Raw genomic sequence first — 16,915 nt, 5'->3', positions numbered from 1 at the left:
CTCAGTTCATAGCATGGCGCAAGCGGTCCAGCGCCAGCCGAATACGTGATTTGATCGTGCCCAGCGGCAATCCGGTCTGCGAGGCGATCTCGCGATGACTCAGGTCGCCAAAATAGGCCTTTTCAATCAACTCTCTTTGCGCCTCGGGCAACGCGGTCAACGCGTCGCGCAGCTGCGCGGTTTCCTGTTGCAGCGCCATGACGTCGTGCTGATCCGGCTCGGCCTCGGGACCCCATCCCAGATCTTCGGGCTCGGGGCGGCGTTGCCTGCGCAGCACATCGATGCGCTTGTTCCGTGCAATCGTGAACACCCATGTGGCCACGGTCGCCCGAGTTGGGTCGAACAGATGCGCCTTGTGCCACAAGGTCGCCATCACCTCTTGAGCGCATTCCTCGGCCATGGCCGCATCCGACCCCGACTTGATCAGGAACGCTTTAACCCGAGGCGCAAAATGCTGAAACAGCTCGGCAAAAGCCGCCTGATCCTGCGCGTCCCGGATGCGGGCCACATGGCCCACCCATTCGGTTCTGGTCTCACAACTGCCGTTTGCGTGGTTCACCGGTCGTCCCTTGATGCGTCGCTTGACGCGCAATGGCCTCACTACGGGCCCATCGGCCACCGGTTCATCCAAGCGCGCGGTATCGCTCTCGGTAAACATAACCATATTACGTGGAAGGTCCCAAGTCGGATCACTCTCACAGATAATTTTAATCCGTTGCAGTGTTTTCAGCGTAATGTGAATATCCAAGGACGGGCGAAAACAGCGCCGATTGAACGGTTTACAGGCAGATTGGAAAAAGTGGCATGAACCGGATCGACCATATCGCAGGCCACACTTATCATGGCCGGAAGGGGGCGATTGAAAATGCCTTCCGATACTCGGTCGACTATATCCTGCTGAACCCCGAGGCCGAGGTTCAGACGCCACGTTTGTTTTCATTGGACCGCGCGAACATCGTCAACTGGCGCAAACGCGATCACGGCGGTGCGCCGGGGAAAGGCCAGGGGGCTGCTTGGCTGCGCGATCAGTTCACACAGTTGGGTGTGTCACAACCCGCAACCCTGACCCTGCTGACGCAGCCGCGCGTGCTGGGTCACGTATTCAACCCGGTCAGCTTCTGGTTCTGTTTCGATGAGGATGATCAGCTTTACGCTGTCGTGGCCGAGGTAACGAATACCTTTGGCACGCGGCACAGTTATCTGTGCCACAACCCGAATTTCGCGCCCATTCAGCCCTCGGACCGGATCGTGGCGGACAAGTTGATGCATGTCTCACCGTTCCAGAAAATCGAAGGATCTTATACATTTCGCTTCGACTATCGGCCTGACAAGGTGGGTGTCTGGATCGATTATGGCCGCGAGAAAGGCGGGTTGATTGCGACCCTCAGCGGCCCACGCGCACCGCTGTCGGATCGGACAATCCTATGGTCCTTGGTCCGGCGTCCCTTCGGCGCGCGGCGCGCGTTTTTCCTGATCCTTTGGCAGGCGTTGAAGCTTAAGTTGAAGAAGGCGCGTTTTCGTCCGTTCCGCCATGCACCCGTGCCCAATCATCCGGTTTCGCGCATTCGCGAGCCCTAGGGTCAGGAGCCATTAATCTTGCGCCACTGGCGCGCGAATGGCAAAAAAGCAGTGCTTTTGGGCGCGCAGGGACTGGCGGTGTCAATTTCAAGCGATCAAAGCCGCTGCTTTGCAGTGGTTCACGCGTCCGAAGGATTTGACTGATTTTGCCTCTGAGCTGCGTCACATCCTTTAGAAATAGAACCACTATTCCAGCAAGGATGTGCCTTGTCAGAACCAAAATCAGTCAAACCAGTGGCGCAAGATTAATGGCTCCTGGCCCTAGTTTGCGCAAGATCAAAGACTCTGCCCGGCGAGGGTGGTTGTGGTACTATAGAGACCGCGAACACGAGGAGTTGGGACATGTTGGAAATCTCGGCAAGAAAAATCGCTCAGGTCGCCATGATGGGACGTGAGTTGGACCGGGCCGAGGGCGAGCTGCGCGCTTTCATCGACCGGATGGGCGAAGATGAGCAGGCCGAATTGGTTGCGGTCATGTGGATCGGGCGCGAAAGCTTTTTCGCCGAAGATCTGGCCGAAGCCATCGCCACCGCCAAGTCCGAGGCCTCGACCCCCTGCGCGGATTACCTGATCGGAACGCCACATCTGTCGGATCATCTGGAAAACGGTTTGGACGCTTTGGGCATTTCCGCCGAGGATGTGGAAAACGACCTGATGTAACCAGGTCGGATCTAAGCCGAAGGCAGGTTCGCCTGTGCGCGGTGGCTGAACATGATCTGGTCCGATTGTACATCTGACCGGAAATCAGCCGCCCGACCCGGAACAGCTTGATAGAACCGGCGAAGCCCCGGTTCGACCTCGGTCGCCAGCGTTGCGCACAGGTTGCAGTGCTTCTTGATCTGCACATAGGATTGCCGCTGTCGAATGGCTGCGATCATATCGCCATGCGCCGCCGCGAGTTCCATAAACCTAGGCGAAGTGCGCAGCGTAGTGTTACCAACCAGAAGAAAAACAGCCTCAAGCTCGGACTTGCCCTTCAGATCGACAAATCCAGCTTCGAGCATCGCCAGATCCTGCCGCGCGGCCTTGTAGACGGAGCTGGAAACGAGGATGTCATATTCCACGTGGCGGCAGCTTTGTTCGATCCGAGCGGCCACATTCACCACATCGCCAATGACCGTATAGTTGAACCGGCTGCGCGATCCGATATTGCCCACACAAGCCAGACCGGTGGCGCATCCTGTCGCCAATGCGATCGGTGGGCGACCCTTCATGACATCGGAGGCGTTGAACCGGATCAAGGCCTGCCGCATCAACAGCGCTGAATGGGCGGCGCGGCAGGGATGATCCTCGACTGGCAGCGGCGCGTTCCAAAACGCCATGACCGCATCGCCAATGAACTTGTCGATGGTTCCCCGTTCGTGCAGGATCTGATCTCCGACCTGTGAGAACAGCTCATTCAGCAATGCCACCAGATCAGTGGCCGACACGGATTCAGACAGCGGCGTAAACCCTCTGATGTCCGAGAACATGACGGTGATTTCCTGCGTCTCGCCACCCAGTTGCAGGCGATGGCCCGAAACCTCCATCTCATCCAGAATTTCCGGGGCAACGTAGTGTGAGAACACCTGCCGGATTTCCCGCTTTTCCCGCTCGGTCGTGACAAATAGGTACCCCGCCAGTAAGCCGAAATTGGCCATTCCACCCAGCAGCGGAAAGGTCACGTCAAACAGGGTGAGCTGGTTCTGAAAAGCAAGCCAGCTGGTGCCCAAAACCGCGGCCGCTGCCACCCCGCCAGCAACGAATGAGGCGACCGCGCCAAAACTGGACATCACTGCAATCACGATCAGGCCTAGCAATACGAAAGACACCAGCTCCAGTGCTGCCGTCACATCCGACCGGTTTAGCATTTCACCTGTAAAAATCTGCTCCAGCAACTGCGCGTGGATCGACACGCCCGGCACCGACTCGCCCAGCGCGGTCTGATGCATGTCGAACAGACCCGCCGCCGAGGTACCGACAAGGATAATCCGTCCTTCGATCTCCGCCCTGAGTGCGGGATCACCTGGGGTTTGCATGACCCTGTCGGCCGATAGGTAAAGGTCCGGCTGGTCATGTCGATACCTGACCCAGACCTCACCGTTTTCGGTGGTCGGCAGGCGGAAATCTCCCAGCTCAACCGCGAGCATGATCCCTTCCTCATCTGCCGAGCCCTCGGTCAGAATGAACGGTGCGTCCAGCGCGACCCTCAGCGCTTCGATCCCCAAACCGGGCATCGGACCGTTCGGACCGCCCCACAAAACTGGGACGCGTCTAATGATCCCGGTACCACCCAGTGGCGAGACGTTTACCCCGCCAATCCCCGCAGCGCTGCGATCCAAGGGAGGCGCGATCGGGGTCCAATGAGGGACCGAGATCAATCCGGAGGTCGGTGCTTCTCCGATCTCGATGATCCCGGCCTTGGGGGCAACATTGCTGCCCTCCTGCGAGATACGAGCCGCCGTGCCCATCACCACCGGCCAATGGGCGGCTTCGAGCCCGAAAAGCACGTCATAGTCCACCTTCTGTGCATGACGTTCCACGGTCAGAACGCCGTCCAGCGCAGGGTCGTTGAGCAACCGGGCGGGTGAGTATCGGTCCGGTTCGACAAACAGCATGTCAAAAGCAATAGCCGCTGCGCCATTCTCACCCAGGTTCTGGACCATCTGCGCCAGCAATGTGCGTGGCCAGGGCCATTGGCCCCAATTGGCCAGAGACTCTTCGTCAATATCCACGACTCGCACCGGCAGGTCAGGTGTGTATTCGCGGGGCGACATCCGTTGCAGCAAATCGAAATAGATCATCCGCGACATCCGCACTGGGTAAGGGTCCATGATCCGGATGAAGCATCCAAACAGAATCAGGCCAAGCCCGACCAGGCGAAACGCCCGTCGCCGTCCCGTTCTCTCTTTTGATTTCAAACGCAAGTCGGCCTCCGACTAAATCTGGCGTCGTTTCTATTCAGGCGCGTTTGCCCTTGCCTCGGCCTTTACCTTTACCTTTGGCTTTCCCCGGATTGTCAAACCCATCCGTGTTGCCGCTCTGCCCGCCGGGATTGGAACCGTCGGCCTGACCGGAACGGTTGCCTTTCACGTCGGGTTCAGGTTCCGGTTCCGGTTCAGGTTCAGGTTCCGGTTCAGGTTCAGGCTCTGGATCCGGTTCTGGATCCGGGACGGGTGGCTCGGGAGCCGGGGGTTCAGGCAGCACAACCGGTTGAGGCGTTGATTCTTGCACGAATTGTGGTGGCTGCGGCGGATCGGATTTGGGCACGGGCAAGGGGGCCGCTTCGCCCGCGCACCCACCAATACCGACCTGCAGAGGGCTCAGCAGGTCCTGTTGAGATTGGATAAAGGGAAATCCGGTTTGTAGCGCCAGATCATATTGTGCCTGATCCACCGGACGCCCGACTCCACCCCGCTGGTTGGTTGCAAACAAACTGCACTGTCTGCCTGCCGAGTGGCAAAAACCGCCATTTCCGCACATGCGGACCGTGCCTTCGAGCACCAACATGGCGCTCTGAGCGCCCGGAATGACCCACATGTCAAACGTTGTCCCGCGCACGGCCATCGTCGCCGTCGGGGTCTTGATCGAATAGGCCCGCTTTTTGCTTTTGCCTGAAATGAAGCGGAAACTGCCGCCCAATGCCTGCACCGCAAATGATTTTGCCTTGCGATTGCCGCGCAGCATCGTCACGTCCAGGACCATACTGGCATTCGGCCCGATGGCTATTTTGGTTTCATCGACAAAGACCAGTTGCACCAGCCCATTCCCGTCGGTCGAGATCGAATCCCCCGACGCGACATCCATTCCGGCTAGCAACGGTTGTGATTTTCCACCTCGGGTGATTTCCGCGCCTGGCTTGACACCAATCACCTTTCCAATATTGGCCAGCACCTGTGCAGGCACCAGCAATAGACACATTAAAACGAATAGCACTCTTAACCAGGCCAAGCTTCCATTCCCCCATAGCTCGTATGGTGAGCAAATTGCTCACTGCCCGGTTTTGTGCCCCCTATATATTCAAAATATTAAATTTATTAAGTTTATGTCTGATCAAATATGCCTTAAACAGCACATGTTTGGCAAGTTTTCTAAAATTGATGTTGGTGAGGGGGGGGATCCTGGGTCGTCTGTGCACCCACCCCAACCCCAGAGCGGTTGGGTTTTCGTCGTCGTTCCCGGCAATCGGATGGTGCTGGGAAGAAAAATGCGAAACCCTTTGAAAATCGCCTTGTATCTGGCCGTCCGGCAAGGATATACCGGCCAGCGGAGACGTGGCCGAGTGGTCGAAGGCGCTCCCCTGCTAAGGGAGTAGGCGGGAAACCGTCTCGAGGGTTCGAATCCCTTCGTCTCCGCCATCCATCCATTATGATAAGTTGGTATGGCATGTTTAACATGCCGTATATTCATAAAAAATCAGCGCTTACTGTCTCTTAGTGCCATCTTGAATTTTGCTGAATTACCTTTAGTGTGATTCATTGAGTGGTACATTTTGTGGTATTTTTTTGTCTGCGTTAAGCGGGAAACTGACAAAGAAGTTGGTAGAGAATCTCGGTCCGGGTCGTCATGGCGACGGGTCTGGTCTCTACCTTGTTGTCGATCCGTCGGGCGCACGGCGCTGGATCGTGCGCGTAACGGTCAAAGGACAGAAGAACCGCAAGGGCGCTCCGCTGAGAACGGACTTCGGTTTGGGCGGCGCTGATGTCGTCACTCTGAACCAGGCCCGAGAAAGAGCGCTCGAATACAGGAGAATGGCGAAAGCCGGGTTGAACCCGCGTTTTAACGCCCAGCGCGAAATCCCGACCTTTGAAAAACTCAGCCGTCAGGTTCACATTGACCGCCTGCCAACATGGAAGAATGCCAAGCACGGCCAGCAGTGGCTCAACACGTTACGCGACTATGCATTCCCCAAGATCGGCCGTATGCCCGTGGACAGTATTGGCCAGCCCGAAGTACTGATGTGCTTATCGCCCATCTGGACCGAGAAACACGAAACCGCAAAGCGATTGTCGCAGCGGATCAAGACGGTGCTCGATGTGGCAAAGTCCAAGGGCTTCCGCTCGGGCGAGAACCCAGTGACCGCGATCCGCGAAGGCAAAGTGCTGCCCACCGTCAAAGCCAAGGTCCAGCACCATGACGCAATGCCGTGGCAGGAGGTGCCAGCGTTCTATGCCGAGTTGCAGACCCGTTCAGCCATGGCATCCAAGGCGTTGCAGTTCACCATTCTGACCGCCTGCCGAACCTCAGAGGTGCTGGAGATGAAATGGCCCGAGGTTGATGTCGATGCGCGCCTGTGGACCATTCCAGCGGAGCGCATGAAAGGCGGGCAGGTCCATCGCGTGCCTCTCACCGACGAAATGCTGGGAATTCTGGAGCGGCTGCGTGCGCTGGCCTCCGACTATGTGTTCGAGGGGCAAAAGCGGCATCAGCCCTTGTCGAACATGTCCATGCTGATGTTACTACGCCGGATGCGGCATGATGGCGTCACTGTGCATGGCTTCCGCAGTTCGTTTCGGGATTGGGCAGCGGAGGCTGCAAACGCGCCACGGGAAGTAGCAGAGGCGGCATTGGCTCATCAAGTTGGGTCCGATGTAGAGCGGGCCTATGCGCGGTCGGATTTGTTGGAAAGGCGGATGGTGTTGATGGAAGGCTGGTCTAACTATTTGAAAAAATGTAGTTAGGAGAATTGGGGGCACTATATGTTTGCACCAGAAGGATACGTTAGCTTTGGGCTAATGACTGACTACATTCGCGATTGGTCATACGGAATTTACTTGGCCTATTTGGTCGAAGAAAAGGGTGGCGACCCCTTAGAAGTCATAATGTCAGAAACCGATAAGAACCTGCTTCTGATTAAACACAGGGGCGACGAATTACGGGAGATTGATCCTAACTTTCGGCCATCAAAAAACGAAGCGGCCTGGATGGAGCACGCCAGAAAAAACAATGAGGACAATTTTTTTGTCACGATCTTGTTCCATTGCATATTTGCTAAACTTCTTATGAAAACAAACACTTTATTGGTTTCTAGTAGTGGAGAGACTATCCAGCCAGATGACTATGTATTTGTCCATGAGGACAGGTTGGATTGGGTTTATCCTCGCTGGCCTTTGAGGAGCAACACTGAGCTCAAGACGTTTATAGAATACTTCGACAATGGAACCTTCGATGGCGGTGACCTTGCAGAGCGCTACTGTTTTCTAGATTTTCCGATGGGCGTCTTAGCAATGAAAAACAACTCAAGGGCTGGTTTCAACCGAAGCTCTCACTTTTCTGATGACGCATTCTGCGAGCGTTATGTTGCTGCGCATGTGTCCCCATTCATCTCCAGAGCGGTTGTTTGGAACGATGCAGGCCTTCCTGATAGTTTTGCAGAGTTCTTGGAAAACATCGGTGCAATTGAAGAGCGTTGGGGTTTGTCGGCGCTGCTTAGCAAAACCGGACAATCAACTGGTCCAAAACAAAGGAGGGGCACAAAACCTACTGGTGCAAGGCTGGAGTTTTTGCGCCGATATCCAAACGGAAAACCAGAAGGGCTTAGCGGTGACGCAATTGCGGCTGAGCTAACGGAGGCTGGCTTTCCGATTTCCGGCCGAATGGTCAACAAATACGCGGAGGAGTTGAAGAATTAATTCCTTCTAATTCCTTCCGCTTAGGTGTCTGCCAAACGGATTAAACCAGATGCATTATTTTGCCATCGCAACTGATCCAAGAGGATTTCAACGATGGCAAATGTCTTCAATGACGACCGGGTCTATTTCCCAGAAGACCCTGAAATGCAATTGCTGGGAAACCGCGAAAAGTTGGCTCAATGGCGTCACCGCATGTGCGGTCCGGCCTTTATCCGCATCGGTCGGCGGATCGCCTATCACGGCACTGATCTGAACGCTTGGCTGGCGGCGCGCCGCACCGATCCCAACAACGAGGCTGCATAATGAAAAACCCCAACTCCAAGAGCGGAGATGGGGCTTTTCCAGTGACATCAACTGCCACCCTAGCAAGTCCAGTTGATGCCACAGGATGCCCCGCGCCGACAAGACAAAACGAACGCCGGTACTACTGGTCGCCTTTGAGCCATTCAGTCGAACGGGCGATCATTGGGAAAGGACGGGTCGAGCATGGCTGATATGTCCTTTTCCAAGTCGCGCAATCAAAGCTATGAAGTCGGACTGGAAGACAGCCCCCTTTCCCGGACCGATCATCGAGAAACCGCTGAGAACTACCGGGGCGAGCTCTTTCGCCATGGTGTTTACCGCGTCGCAGTTTGTCGGGACGGTATCCAATGGTTGTTTCAGCGTCAGAGACCGCAATTTCCGGCCGGGGGAGCGGCCTGGGACACACTCGGGTACAGTGTGTCCAAATCCGGCCTAACCCGGCTCGTCCGGGCGCATATCGGCTGCGACCTTCCGGAGTTGGATGCCCTTCCCGAGCACTTCCAGCGGAGGTGTCGCGATGAGTAGGCGGCGGTCTCCCAAGGGTAAACGGTCAGATGAGGGCCAATACGTCCCTCTGCCCTACGCCATGATCAAGTCCCCGGCATGGCGGGCTCTGTCCGGACCTGCAGTGAAACTCTGGCTGGAGCTTCACTCCCGCTACAACGGCGGCAACAACGGCAAGGTTTTTCTGTCGATGAATGAAGCAGCAGAGATACTGGGATTGGGCAAGGCCACGGTTCAGCGGGCTTTCGAGGATCTGCAGAACAAGGGCTTCCTTGTTCTGGAGCAGGAAGGCAACTGGTATCACCGGCGAGCCCACGAGTGGCGGTTGACGACCAAGGCGACCCAGACCCGATCTGGAAAGAAGGCCGCCACCAATGATTGGCGGTTCTGGCAGCCCCAAAAAACAAAAAGCGGTTCTGAGACGGACTCGTCACCTTCATCTGTGGTTCCGTTTGAGAACCCAAAGACTTCTGATGGTTCCAAATCAGAACCCGTCAGGCCGGTTTCTCTCCGGTCGGTCGGTTCTGAATTGGAACACTAATACTAACCACTCTGTGAGAAGCAAAGAGACATACGGAGGAACAATGAAGGTCGACTAAGGAGTAGGCCAGAGCATCCCAACCCAAGGGGGTAGGTCAATCATCGTCGCTTTCACACTGCATACCGACACACCCGCCGTTTACACATATCCGCAATTCAGAAATTCGAGGTACAGAATGCCCAGACCAAAGACACCACTTGGCAAGGCGATCCTGACAGGCGCCGCAAAGAAAGACCCCCAGCGGTACAGAGGACGGAACGAACCGGAAGGTCTAGGCGAGCTCGGGGTGCCACCGGATTATCTCAACGAGACGGAACAGGCTGTCTGGCGTGCCTTTGCAGACGAATTGCCCTGGTTGGTTCATAGCGACCGTGCTTTGCTGGAATCGACGTGTATCCTGAGGGCTCGAGTACAGCTCAAACAGGACCTCAGCGCGGCGCTTTTGAGAGAACTTCGTTTACACGTCAGCGCATTGGGCGGGAGCCCAACCAACCGCAGCAATATTCAGGTTCCTGAAGCAGAGGCGGAACACAATCCATTTGATCGGTTCGCATAGAGCAAAAGCGTTATGTATTTCCACGATTGGAGGCTGCTTTCTCATGGAAGGCGGTCTTTGATCAACGAATAGCACCACAAGTTAGCCAGATTTTTCTAAGTCTGTAGGTATGGAAGTCAAAGAATGTGGCCAGGCATTTTCGGCAACGTGCAAAACAGGGTGCGGCACAATGACAAAAGCAACGACAAACTCATGGACCACACCAGACGGCTCAGGAACGCGCCCAGATGCGCAGGTTAAGCAAAGTCTACCGTTCAAGGTTGGAGTGTCCGCAGCATGCATGGCGCCAAAGCGGTCATTGATGCACTAAGCTGCGAAAGTCAGCTTTGAGCTCATAGTGACGGATGCTGCGCGATCAACCGACGGCGGCTATGCGCAGAAATCAGACTTTGCAAAGTTCAGCGTGCGACCCATAGCAGAAATTGAACCTTGCTTCGAACAACGAAGGCTTTGAAACATAACAACTCGCAAGGAGAAGTAGTCTCGATCCTCACTCTGCTACAAGCGCAACACTAGCTTCATGAGGCTGGGAATGCTGGTTTTTTGCGTCAAGCCGTTTGTCGAACTTTCCACGATACACCAACGCGAACACGGGTGGGGTGAAATAAAACGATACGACAGTCGACAACAGCACACCCCCGGCGATTGCAACGGCGAATGGTGGCCAAAATGCTCCCCCAGCTATGATCAGGGGTAGGAAGCCGCCAAAGGTTGTGATCGTTGTCGAGATGATGTGCCGACTTGAACCAGTCACGACGCGCGCCATGGCCGCTCGGTCACCTTGGCTTGCGTCAACGTCTTGTTGCAACCCGGTCAGAATTATGATCGCCGCGTTGATCGAAACCCCGATCGAGCCGATGACTCCGATGATCGCCGTAATTCCGAACGGGAATTGCATGACGGCCAGCGACAGCATTGAAAGGCCTGCAGACAAAACGCACACGACCAAGGTCACGAGCGTCAGCCGGAACGAGTTAAAGGTCAGAACGATGGTCGCGATGGAGAGTGTGACAATCAAACCAACAGAGGCAAGCAGATTGCCCACGGTGTTGGATCGGGCATCACTGTCGCCGCCTAAGGACATCGAATAGCCTAGCGGCAACGCAAATCCGGACGCATCAAGCGCTTCTAGTATGTCCTGCAAAGCCTCTTCGGGTAAAACACCAGGTACGATAAACGCCTGTATGGTGTTTTCGCGCACGCCATCCGTTCGGGTTATAACGCTTTCCGCAGGTTCGACCACCGGTCTGGCTAGTTCCGACAAAGGTACAGCGGGGAAAACTCCGATCGCGGATATGGAGGCAGCATTGGGCAGCAAGATCGGCATACTGACAATGGCGCTTAGGTCTGATCGCACCTCGTCGCCGAGACGAACACGCACCGGCAACTGTTCAGTCCCTTCGATCAGTGATCCCCCGGTGATGCCAACAAGCGCCGTGTCCAGCTGAACAGCTATATCGGCCACGTCCAGTCCCAGCAGACGCGCTTTGACCTCATCAATCTCGAACCGGATTTGAGGGTTGCCGCCGTTCACGCTGGCGCGCGCCTGGGTCACCAGATCGAGATTGGCCATGACTGAACGCACCTCGTCGCCCAGATCACGCAAAACCGTGATATCCTGTCCCTGAATTTTGACTTCAACCGGTGCGGCGACCGGAGGGCCCTGAACAAGACTGCGAACGATGATCTGCGCGTCGGGAAAGTCGGTATCCAGACGACTCTGCAACGTTCCAACAAGGCGGGCGGCGTCGTCGGCCGTGTCGGTCGTGATCATAGCTTGTGCAAACCCAGGCTCGCGTGAGCGGTTTCCAACGATATTGTAGTAGAATGCCGGGCCGGACTCTCCGACGGTCCAGTAGACGCTTTTGACGCCGTCGTCAGCCAGCAGCATTTCATCGATCTGGCGGGTGGTTGCTTCGGTGGTGGCAATTGACGCTCCACCCGGCATGTCGACTTCGATATAGAATTGGTTGCGGTCGACGCCCGGGAAGAATTGCGCGGTCAGCGTTGGAAAGGCGGCAAAGCCAAGCACCGGCAAGATCAATGCCAACGCGATAGATCGCACCGGATTGGCGACTGACAATCGAATTGAGGCCTCGAACACACGGGCAAGTGGCGGGATGCTGATACCGCGGCTCAGCATTCCTGCGTCTGGGCGATCGGACAGTAGCCAGCCTGCAATTGCCGGAGTCACAGTCAAGGCCACAACTAGGGACCAGACAAGCATAAGAACCACGGCGATGGCGATGGCGCCGACAAAATCGCCTGCGGGTCCTGGCAGCAAGATCATCGGCGTGAAGGCAAGCGCCGTTGTCACGGTCGATGCCAGCAATGGCGCGGCCAACCTGCGAACAGCATCTCGCATGGCTGCAAGTCGCTCCATCCCATCCTGCAGACGACGTCGGATTTCATCGGTCATCACGATGGCTGCGTCAACGAGCAGTCCGAGGGCAACAATCAGTCCGGTCACAGACATCTGATGAATTGGCAATCCAATCATGTTCATCGTCGCCAGGGTCGCCAAGGAGACAACCGGCAAAACCAAAGCCACAATCGCGGCTGCCCGAACCCCTAACGTAACAAATAAAACTGCCACGACCAGAGCCACGCCAATGGCCATGTTGACCCCAACCTCTGACAAACGATCCGTCGTGTACTGGCTTTGATCAAATAGCAGTATTTCCTGCATGCCCAAAGGAACCGACGCGGCGCCGGCATCAAGCTCATCCCGAAGGAAGCCTGTCCAACGGTCGATCTGTACGCCGTCCTGCGCCAGAATCCCGACCAAAACTGAGGGCTTTCCGTTGGCGAACGCGATTGAGGACTGCGGTTCGCGTGCGCCACGATCTACGCTGGCAATATCTCCGAGCTTCACCACGGCACCGCCTGCGTTTTCACGCAGGACGATGCTCCGAATGCGATCCAAACTCTCAATTTCTCCGCTGACGCCGATGGTCAGGTCGACATCAGATTGCAACCGCCCAGACTGAACCTTTCCGTCTGCTTCGGTGATCCGCCGGGAAATCTCGGCAGCGCCAAGCCCAAGCGCAGCGGCCTTGTCCATATCCACACTTACGAGCACCTCTTCTTCCGGCTGACCGAAATAGTCCACTGCTCGTGTGGCAGGTATCGCACGCAATCTGTCGCCCAGTGCTTCGGCATGACGTGACAGCAAAGTTAACGGAAAGTCTGGATCCTCGGCCGCAACTGCAATGACCGCAGAATAGGCAGAAATGCCCTCGGCATCGAATTCCGGTGGCAATACTCCTGTGGGAAAAATCTGGCGCGCATCTTCAACGGCGTCCCTAGCCTCGGCCCAAACCTGCTCAATGGTGGCTTCATCTAGCGTTTCCAGCAACTCTACCGAAACAACCGACACGCCCGAACGGGATACAGAACTGATCTCATCCACCTCGGCGATTTTCCGCAGCTCTTCTTCGATTTCTGCAGTCACCAGCGCTTCAACCCGTTCTGGATCTGCACCCGGGAACTGTGTCGTTACAGTTGCGAAGAGGTTGGTGATCGTAGGATCTTCCTGCCGCCCAAGTGATAGGAACGAAGACAGACCTGCAGATACAAGCACTAAAATGATCAGGGCGACCAGTCGGGGATGGCGAAAGGTAAGAGTTTCCATCAAATCGCTCCGTTACTCGCCAGTGTTGAAGACAACGCGCTGACCAACGCTGACTCGCTGCGGCCCCTGATCAATCAAGACGGTGCCTTTCGGAAACGCGCCACGCACAAAGACGCGGTCATCTTCGGCATGTAGAACTTCGACAGTCGCCAGGCGCACAGTCTTTTGCGCATCGGCAACGAGCATTGTCCATTGCCCGCGAGTTCCTTCCTTCAGAGATGTTGTAGGCACCCAGGTCCCCGCACTTGGGACGGGTTCGAGTACATGCACACGTGCGGTTTGTCCGAAAACAACGTCCGGCGCGTACTTCAAACCGAACAGCGCGGTGCGGGTTCGGGTCACCGGGTCAATATCGGGCCGCAAAGTTGCAAGCTCAGCCTGATAGCTTTGACCTGCAATTTCGATTTCAACGTCAGTCAACAGCGCCGGATCAACATCGAGAGGGATACCGATCCGAACCTGCGGCGACACGACCTCGACCATACCCAAAACCAACTCGCCCGAGCGCAGAGTTTCACCGCCATCCACGTGTCGCGCGGTTATTTGACCGGCAAACGGAGCCTCGATACTGGATTTCTCGATCCGAACGGTCACATCACTCAAGGCGGCATCTAACTCGCCAATCCTGGATAGCAATTCATCCTGCTGAGAAACGGCCTCGTCCAAACGGGCTTGACTGGTAAAGCCTTCTTCGATGAGTTTCGCGTTTCGCTCGACTGTTTTCTTTGCAAATGAAAGTTGGGCTGCAATGGCGTCACGTGATGCTGTCAGACGGTCGCGTTCGACCTCCAGCAGTGCGATGTCCAGTGTCGCAAGAAGTTGACCCTTGGCAACCTCGTCGCCCTCATCCACCAGAATTTGATCCAGCGTCCCGTTCAGTTCGAAAGAGATATCTGCCGAACGCTGAGGTTCGACCTGCCCGATGAATACACGGTCGACTGTGTATGCGCTCTCGGACGTGATCGGTGTCACGGACACCGGTGTCACAGCAGCGGCATCTGGTGCGGGTACGGCGTCCGCTCTACGGGTGAGCTCGGATGCGCCAAAGTAAACGGCGGCCGCTGCAACGGCCATAATACTGACGGTTACTCCCAGGCGCACAGTGCTGCGCAACACACGTGCAAGTAGGCTCGGTTTGGTCGCTTCAGTAGATGAATTTGCAGGATTCGGCATTTGGGGACCTCATCAAGTTAGCGTTTCTAACATATGTTAGAAGTTCTCACTTTGACAAGAGATACGTGATCTGGCACATGTTGGATCATGAGCAGCACCGAAAAAAATCATCCGACAAACAGACAAGCGGCTGGTCTGTCCGTTAGCAAGAAAGCCTATCATCACGGCGATCTCCGCGCTGCACTGATCGAAGCAACCCGACAGTTGGTTGAAGAAAAAGGTCCGGAGAGTTTTTCTGTATCCGAGGCGTGCAGACGCGCGGGCGTATCAACCGCGGCACCTTACAAGCACTTCAAAGACAAGACAGAAATGCTGGTTGCCACTGTCCTTGAAGGAATGGATCGGCACCGAGACAAAATGCTGGCTGCGCTGGAAGGTGTTCCTGAAGGAACTCCCGAGCGCATTACTGCCATAGGAATGGAGTATATTGCCTTCGCGTTAAATGAGCCGGGGATCTTCAGACTGAAATTTGGCGGCTTCACAGACCGTATCGCGGACCTCCGGCTGGAGGAAGGCGGCCAGCAAAGCTTCGGGATTCTTTTGACTGAGGTAGCAAAGTGTCTCGGTGAACCGGGAATCACAGGCGAAGTTCGCCGCCGTGGTTTTTTGTTGTGGAGTTTCGTGCACGGGCTGTCTTTCATTCTGCATGACAAAGGGCTTGCGGAGAAAGGCGAAGAGTTCGATCTTAATACCCTTCTTGAGGACGTTTCGGAAAGAATGCTGAGTTGAGCGTTATAACGCCAAAACGAACTCAACCAAGCACTGAGAGCAGACGATCCAAGCTGCTATCACGCCTACGCCTAATCGATTACTCTGCTCCGCGTAGCAGATGTTCAACGAATTCTACCGAACATCTGCTCCCAGCCAAAAGCAACCTGTTCTGCAATTTGCACCAAAGCCAGCTATGCAATGATAGGCGACGTCAACTGCAGCGAAAACTGATTTGGTGTGCCAAGTAATTATGCGCGCCCTAAGTCCAACCGGATCAGATCACAATTCCACAACGACTTTTCCGACCGCAGATCCATTCGTCAGATGCGCGTAAGCTGCACCGACGTCGGCCCACCCAAACTTATGTTCGTCAACAATCGGTTTGAGCGCGCCATCTTCCGCCAGATCTGCCAGTATCCTCAGGATGTCGCTATGTGTTTGCCGCCCGACATCGTGCATCATCGGGATCAGCATGAAGACAACATGCAGAGATAGACCTTTGAAATGCACAGGCGTCAAATCAATCTCGACCATCGCGACCGTTGAGGCCACATGGCCATTAAGCTTGGCTGCTTCGAAAGAGTTCGTCATGTTCGACCCACCTACGCTGTCGAACACTACGTCGAAGCCGACGCCACCGGTATGCTCCGCAACATAGTCCTCGACACTCTGCGTTGTGAAATCCAGAGGGCGCGCGCCGAGACCCTCGATCAGTGACATCTGATCTGCGCCGCGACCTGTCGCCCACACTGTTGCACCAAGGTGGCGTGCGATTTGAACCGCAACATGACCCACACCACCAGCGCCGCCCTGGACGAGCACGGTTTGCCCTTCGCTCACATCTGCGCGTGTCAACCCTTCATAGGCGGTGATACCGACGAGAGGCAGCGCTGCAGCTTCCCGCATGCTAAGCGTCTTGGGTTTGTGTGCGATCAGACGGGAATCCGCGTTAATGTATTCCGCGAGAGAGCCAGGCAAATCCATCAAACCTCCAGCGCAGCCATACACCTCATCGCCTATGGCAAAGTTAGTCACGCCTTCACCAATTGCGATAACCGTGCCTGCAAAATCCATGCCAAGCAAAGCGGGCAATTTGGGGGACAGCGGCAGGTCCGCACCCATGCTTCGGATCATAGTGTCGACGGTATTAACGCTGACTGCGGCCATTTTGACCACCACATGTCCAGGTGTCGCCACCGGATCAGGCATTTCTGCGAGCTCGAACGGTGCTTCGGGTCCATATGAATTTAGAACCATTGCTTTCATTGGTGTATTCCTTTTGTAACGCCACGCCAGAGGCACGT

General features: G+C 55.7%; 14 protein-coding genes and 1 tRNA gene. 9 read left to right on the top strand and 6 right to left on the bottom strand.

All coding sequences use genetic code 11. The annotated features are described in order from the left end of the window. Position 1: 1 nt before the first annotated feature. Positions 2-658 (bottom strand): sigma-70 family RNA polymerase sigma factor, encoded by a 657-nt coding sequence (locus tag ACR3E7_RS12045; RefSeq protein ID WP_170773067.1) that lies wholly within the window; start codon positions 656-658, stop codon positions 2-4. A 146-nt stretch (positions 659-804) separates the two neighbouring features. Between ACR3E7_RS12045 and ACR3E7_RS12040 the strand changes: the two genes are divergently transcribed. Further along, positions 805-1,578 carry a DUF1365 domain-containing protein gene (locus ACR3E7_RS12040; protein ID WP_170789585.1) on the top strand — a complete coding sequence of 258 codons (774 nt, stop codon included), beginning with the start codon at positions 805-807 and terminating at the stop codon, positions 1,576-1,578. A gap of 342 nt (positions 1,579-1,920) precedes the next feature. Beyond that, complete coding sequence (locus ACR3E7_RS12035; RefSeq protein ID WP_170408475.1) at positions 1,921-2,238, top strand: DUF3775 domain-containing protein; 318 nt, start codon at positions 1,921-1,923, stop codon at positions 2,236-2,238. Between the two features lie 11 nt (positions 2,239-2,249). Here the strand turns inward: ACR3E7_RS12035 and ACR3E7_RS12030 are convergent, their stop codons facing one another. Both ACR3E7_RS12030 and ACR3E7_RS12025 read right to left on the bottom strand, forming a co-directional pair. Further along, positions 2,250-4,361, bottom strand: a complete 2,112-nt coding sequence (locus tag ACR3E7_RS12030) for a CHASE2 domain-containing protein (RefSeq protein WP_480537165.1) — start codon at positions 4,359-4,361, stop codon at positions 2,250-2,252. Between the two features lie 157 nt (positions 4,362-4,518). Then, positions 4,519-5,478 (bottom strand): FecR family protein, encoded by a 960-nt coding sequence (locus ACR3E7_RS12025; protein ID WP_480503397.1) that lies wholly within the window; start codon positions 5,476-5,478, stop codon positions 4,519-4,521. Positions 5,479-5,825: 347 nt separating this feature from the next. Between ACR3E7_RS12025 and ACR3E7_RS12020 the strand changes: the two genes are divergently transcribed. The 6 genes from ACR3E7_RS12020 to ACR3E7_RS11995 all read left to right on the top strand — a co-directional run bounded on the left by ACR3E7_RS12020 (position 5,826) and on the right by ACR3E7_RS11995 (position 10,093). Further along, positions 5,826-5,915: transfer RNA gene (locus tag ACR3E7_RS12020), tRNA-Ser, on the top strand. Positions 5,916-6,095: 180 nt separating this feature from the next. Next, entirely contained in the window at positions 6,096-7,238 is a 1,143-nt protein-coding gene (locus ACR3E7_RS12015; protein WP_480503396.1) for a tyrosine-type recombinase/integrase, read from the top strand. Between the two features lie 18 nt (positions 7,239-7,256). Further along, complete coding sequence (locus ACR3E7_RS12010) at positions 7,257-8,189, top strand: hypothetical protein (RefSeq protein ID WP_480503395.1); 933 nt, start codon at positions 7,257-7,259, stop codon at positions 8,187-8,189. A gap of 93 nt (positions 8,190-8,282) precedes the next feature. Continuing rightward, entirely contained in the window at positions 8,283-8,492 is a 210-nt protein-coding gene (locus ACR3E7_RS12005; protein ID WP_480503394.1) for a MerR family transcriptional regulator, read from the top strand. A 628-nt stretch (positions 8,493-9,120) separates the two neighbouring features. Then, positions 9,121-9,537, top strand: coding sequence for a helix-turn-helix domain-containing protein (locus ACR3E7_RS12000; protein ID WP_480503392.1), 417 nt, complete (start codon positions 9,121-9,123; stop codon positions 9,535-9,537). A gap of 175 nt (positions 9,538-9,712) precedes the next feature. Continuing rightward, positions 9,713-10,093, top strand: coding sequence for a hypothetical protein (locus ACR3E7_RS11995; RefSeq protein WP_480537166.1), 381 nt, complete (start codon positions 9,713-9,715; stop codon positions 10,091-10,093). Between the two features lie 490 nt (positions 10,094-10,583). Here ACR3E7_RS11995 and ACR3E7_RS11990 read toward each other — a convergent pair whose 3' ends face one another. Together ACR3E7_RS11990 and ACR3E7_RS11985 are read right to left on the bottom strand one after the other, a co-directional pair. Then, a complete protein-coding gene (locus tag ACR3E7_RS11990) occupies positions 10,584-13,727 on the bottom strand; it encodes an efflux RND transporter permease subunit (protein WP_480503391.1) in 3,144 nt (1,047 codons plus the stop codon). A gap of 12 nt (positions 13,728-13,739) precedes the next feature. After that, on the bottom strand, positions 13,740-14,801 hold the full coding sequence (locus tag ACR3E7_RS11985; protein ID WP_480503390.1) for an efflux RND transporter periplasmic adaptor subunit: 1,062 nt from the start codon (positions 14,799-14,801) through the stop codon (positions 13,740-13,742). A 186-nt stretch (positions 14,802-14,987) separates the two neighbouring features. Between ACR3E7_RS11985 and ACR3E7_RS11980 the strand changes: the two genes are divergently transcribed. Next, entirely contained in the window at positions 14,988-15,629 is a 642-nt protein-coding gene (locus ACR3E7_RS11980) for a TetR/AcrR family transcriptional regulator (protein WP_480503389.1), read from the top strand. Positions 15,630-15,890: 261 nt separating this feature from the next. Here ACR3E7_RS11980 and ACR3E7_RS11975 read toward each other — a convergent pair whose 3' ends face one another. After that, the gene (locus ACR3E7_RS11975) at positions 15,891-16,877 is read right to left on the bottom strand and encodes a zinc-dependent alcohol dehydrogenase family protein (protein ID WP_480503388.1); all 987 of its coding nucleotides are present in this window, start codon (positions 16,875-16,877) and stop codon (positions 15,891-15,893) included. Positions 16,878-16,915 lie beyond the last annotated feature (38 nt).

Source organism: Ruegeria sp. BK1, from assembly GCF_056535645.1.
This window is presented reverse-complemented; position numbering and strand designations above follow the sequence as displayed.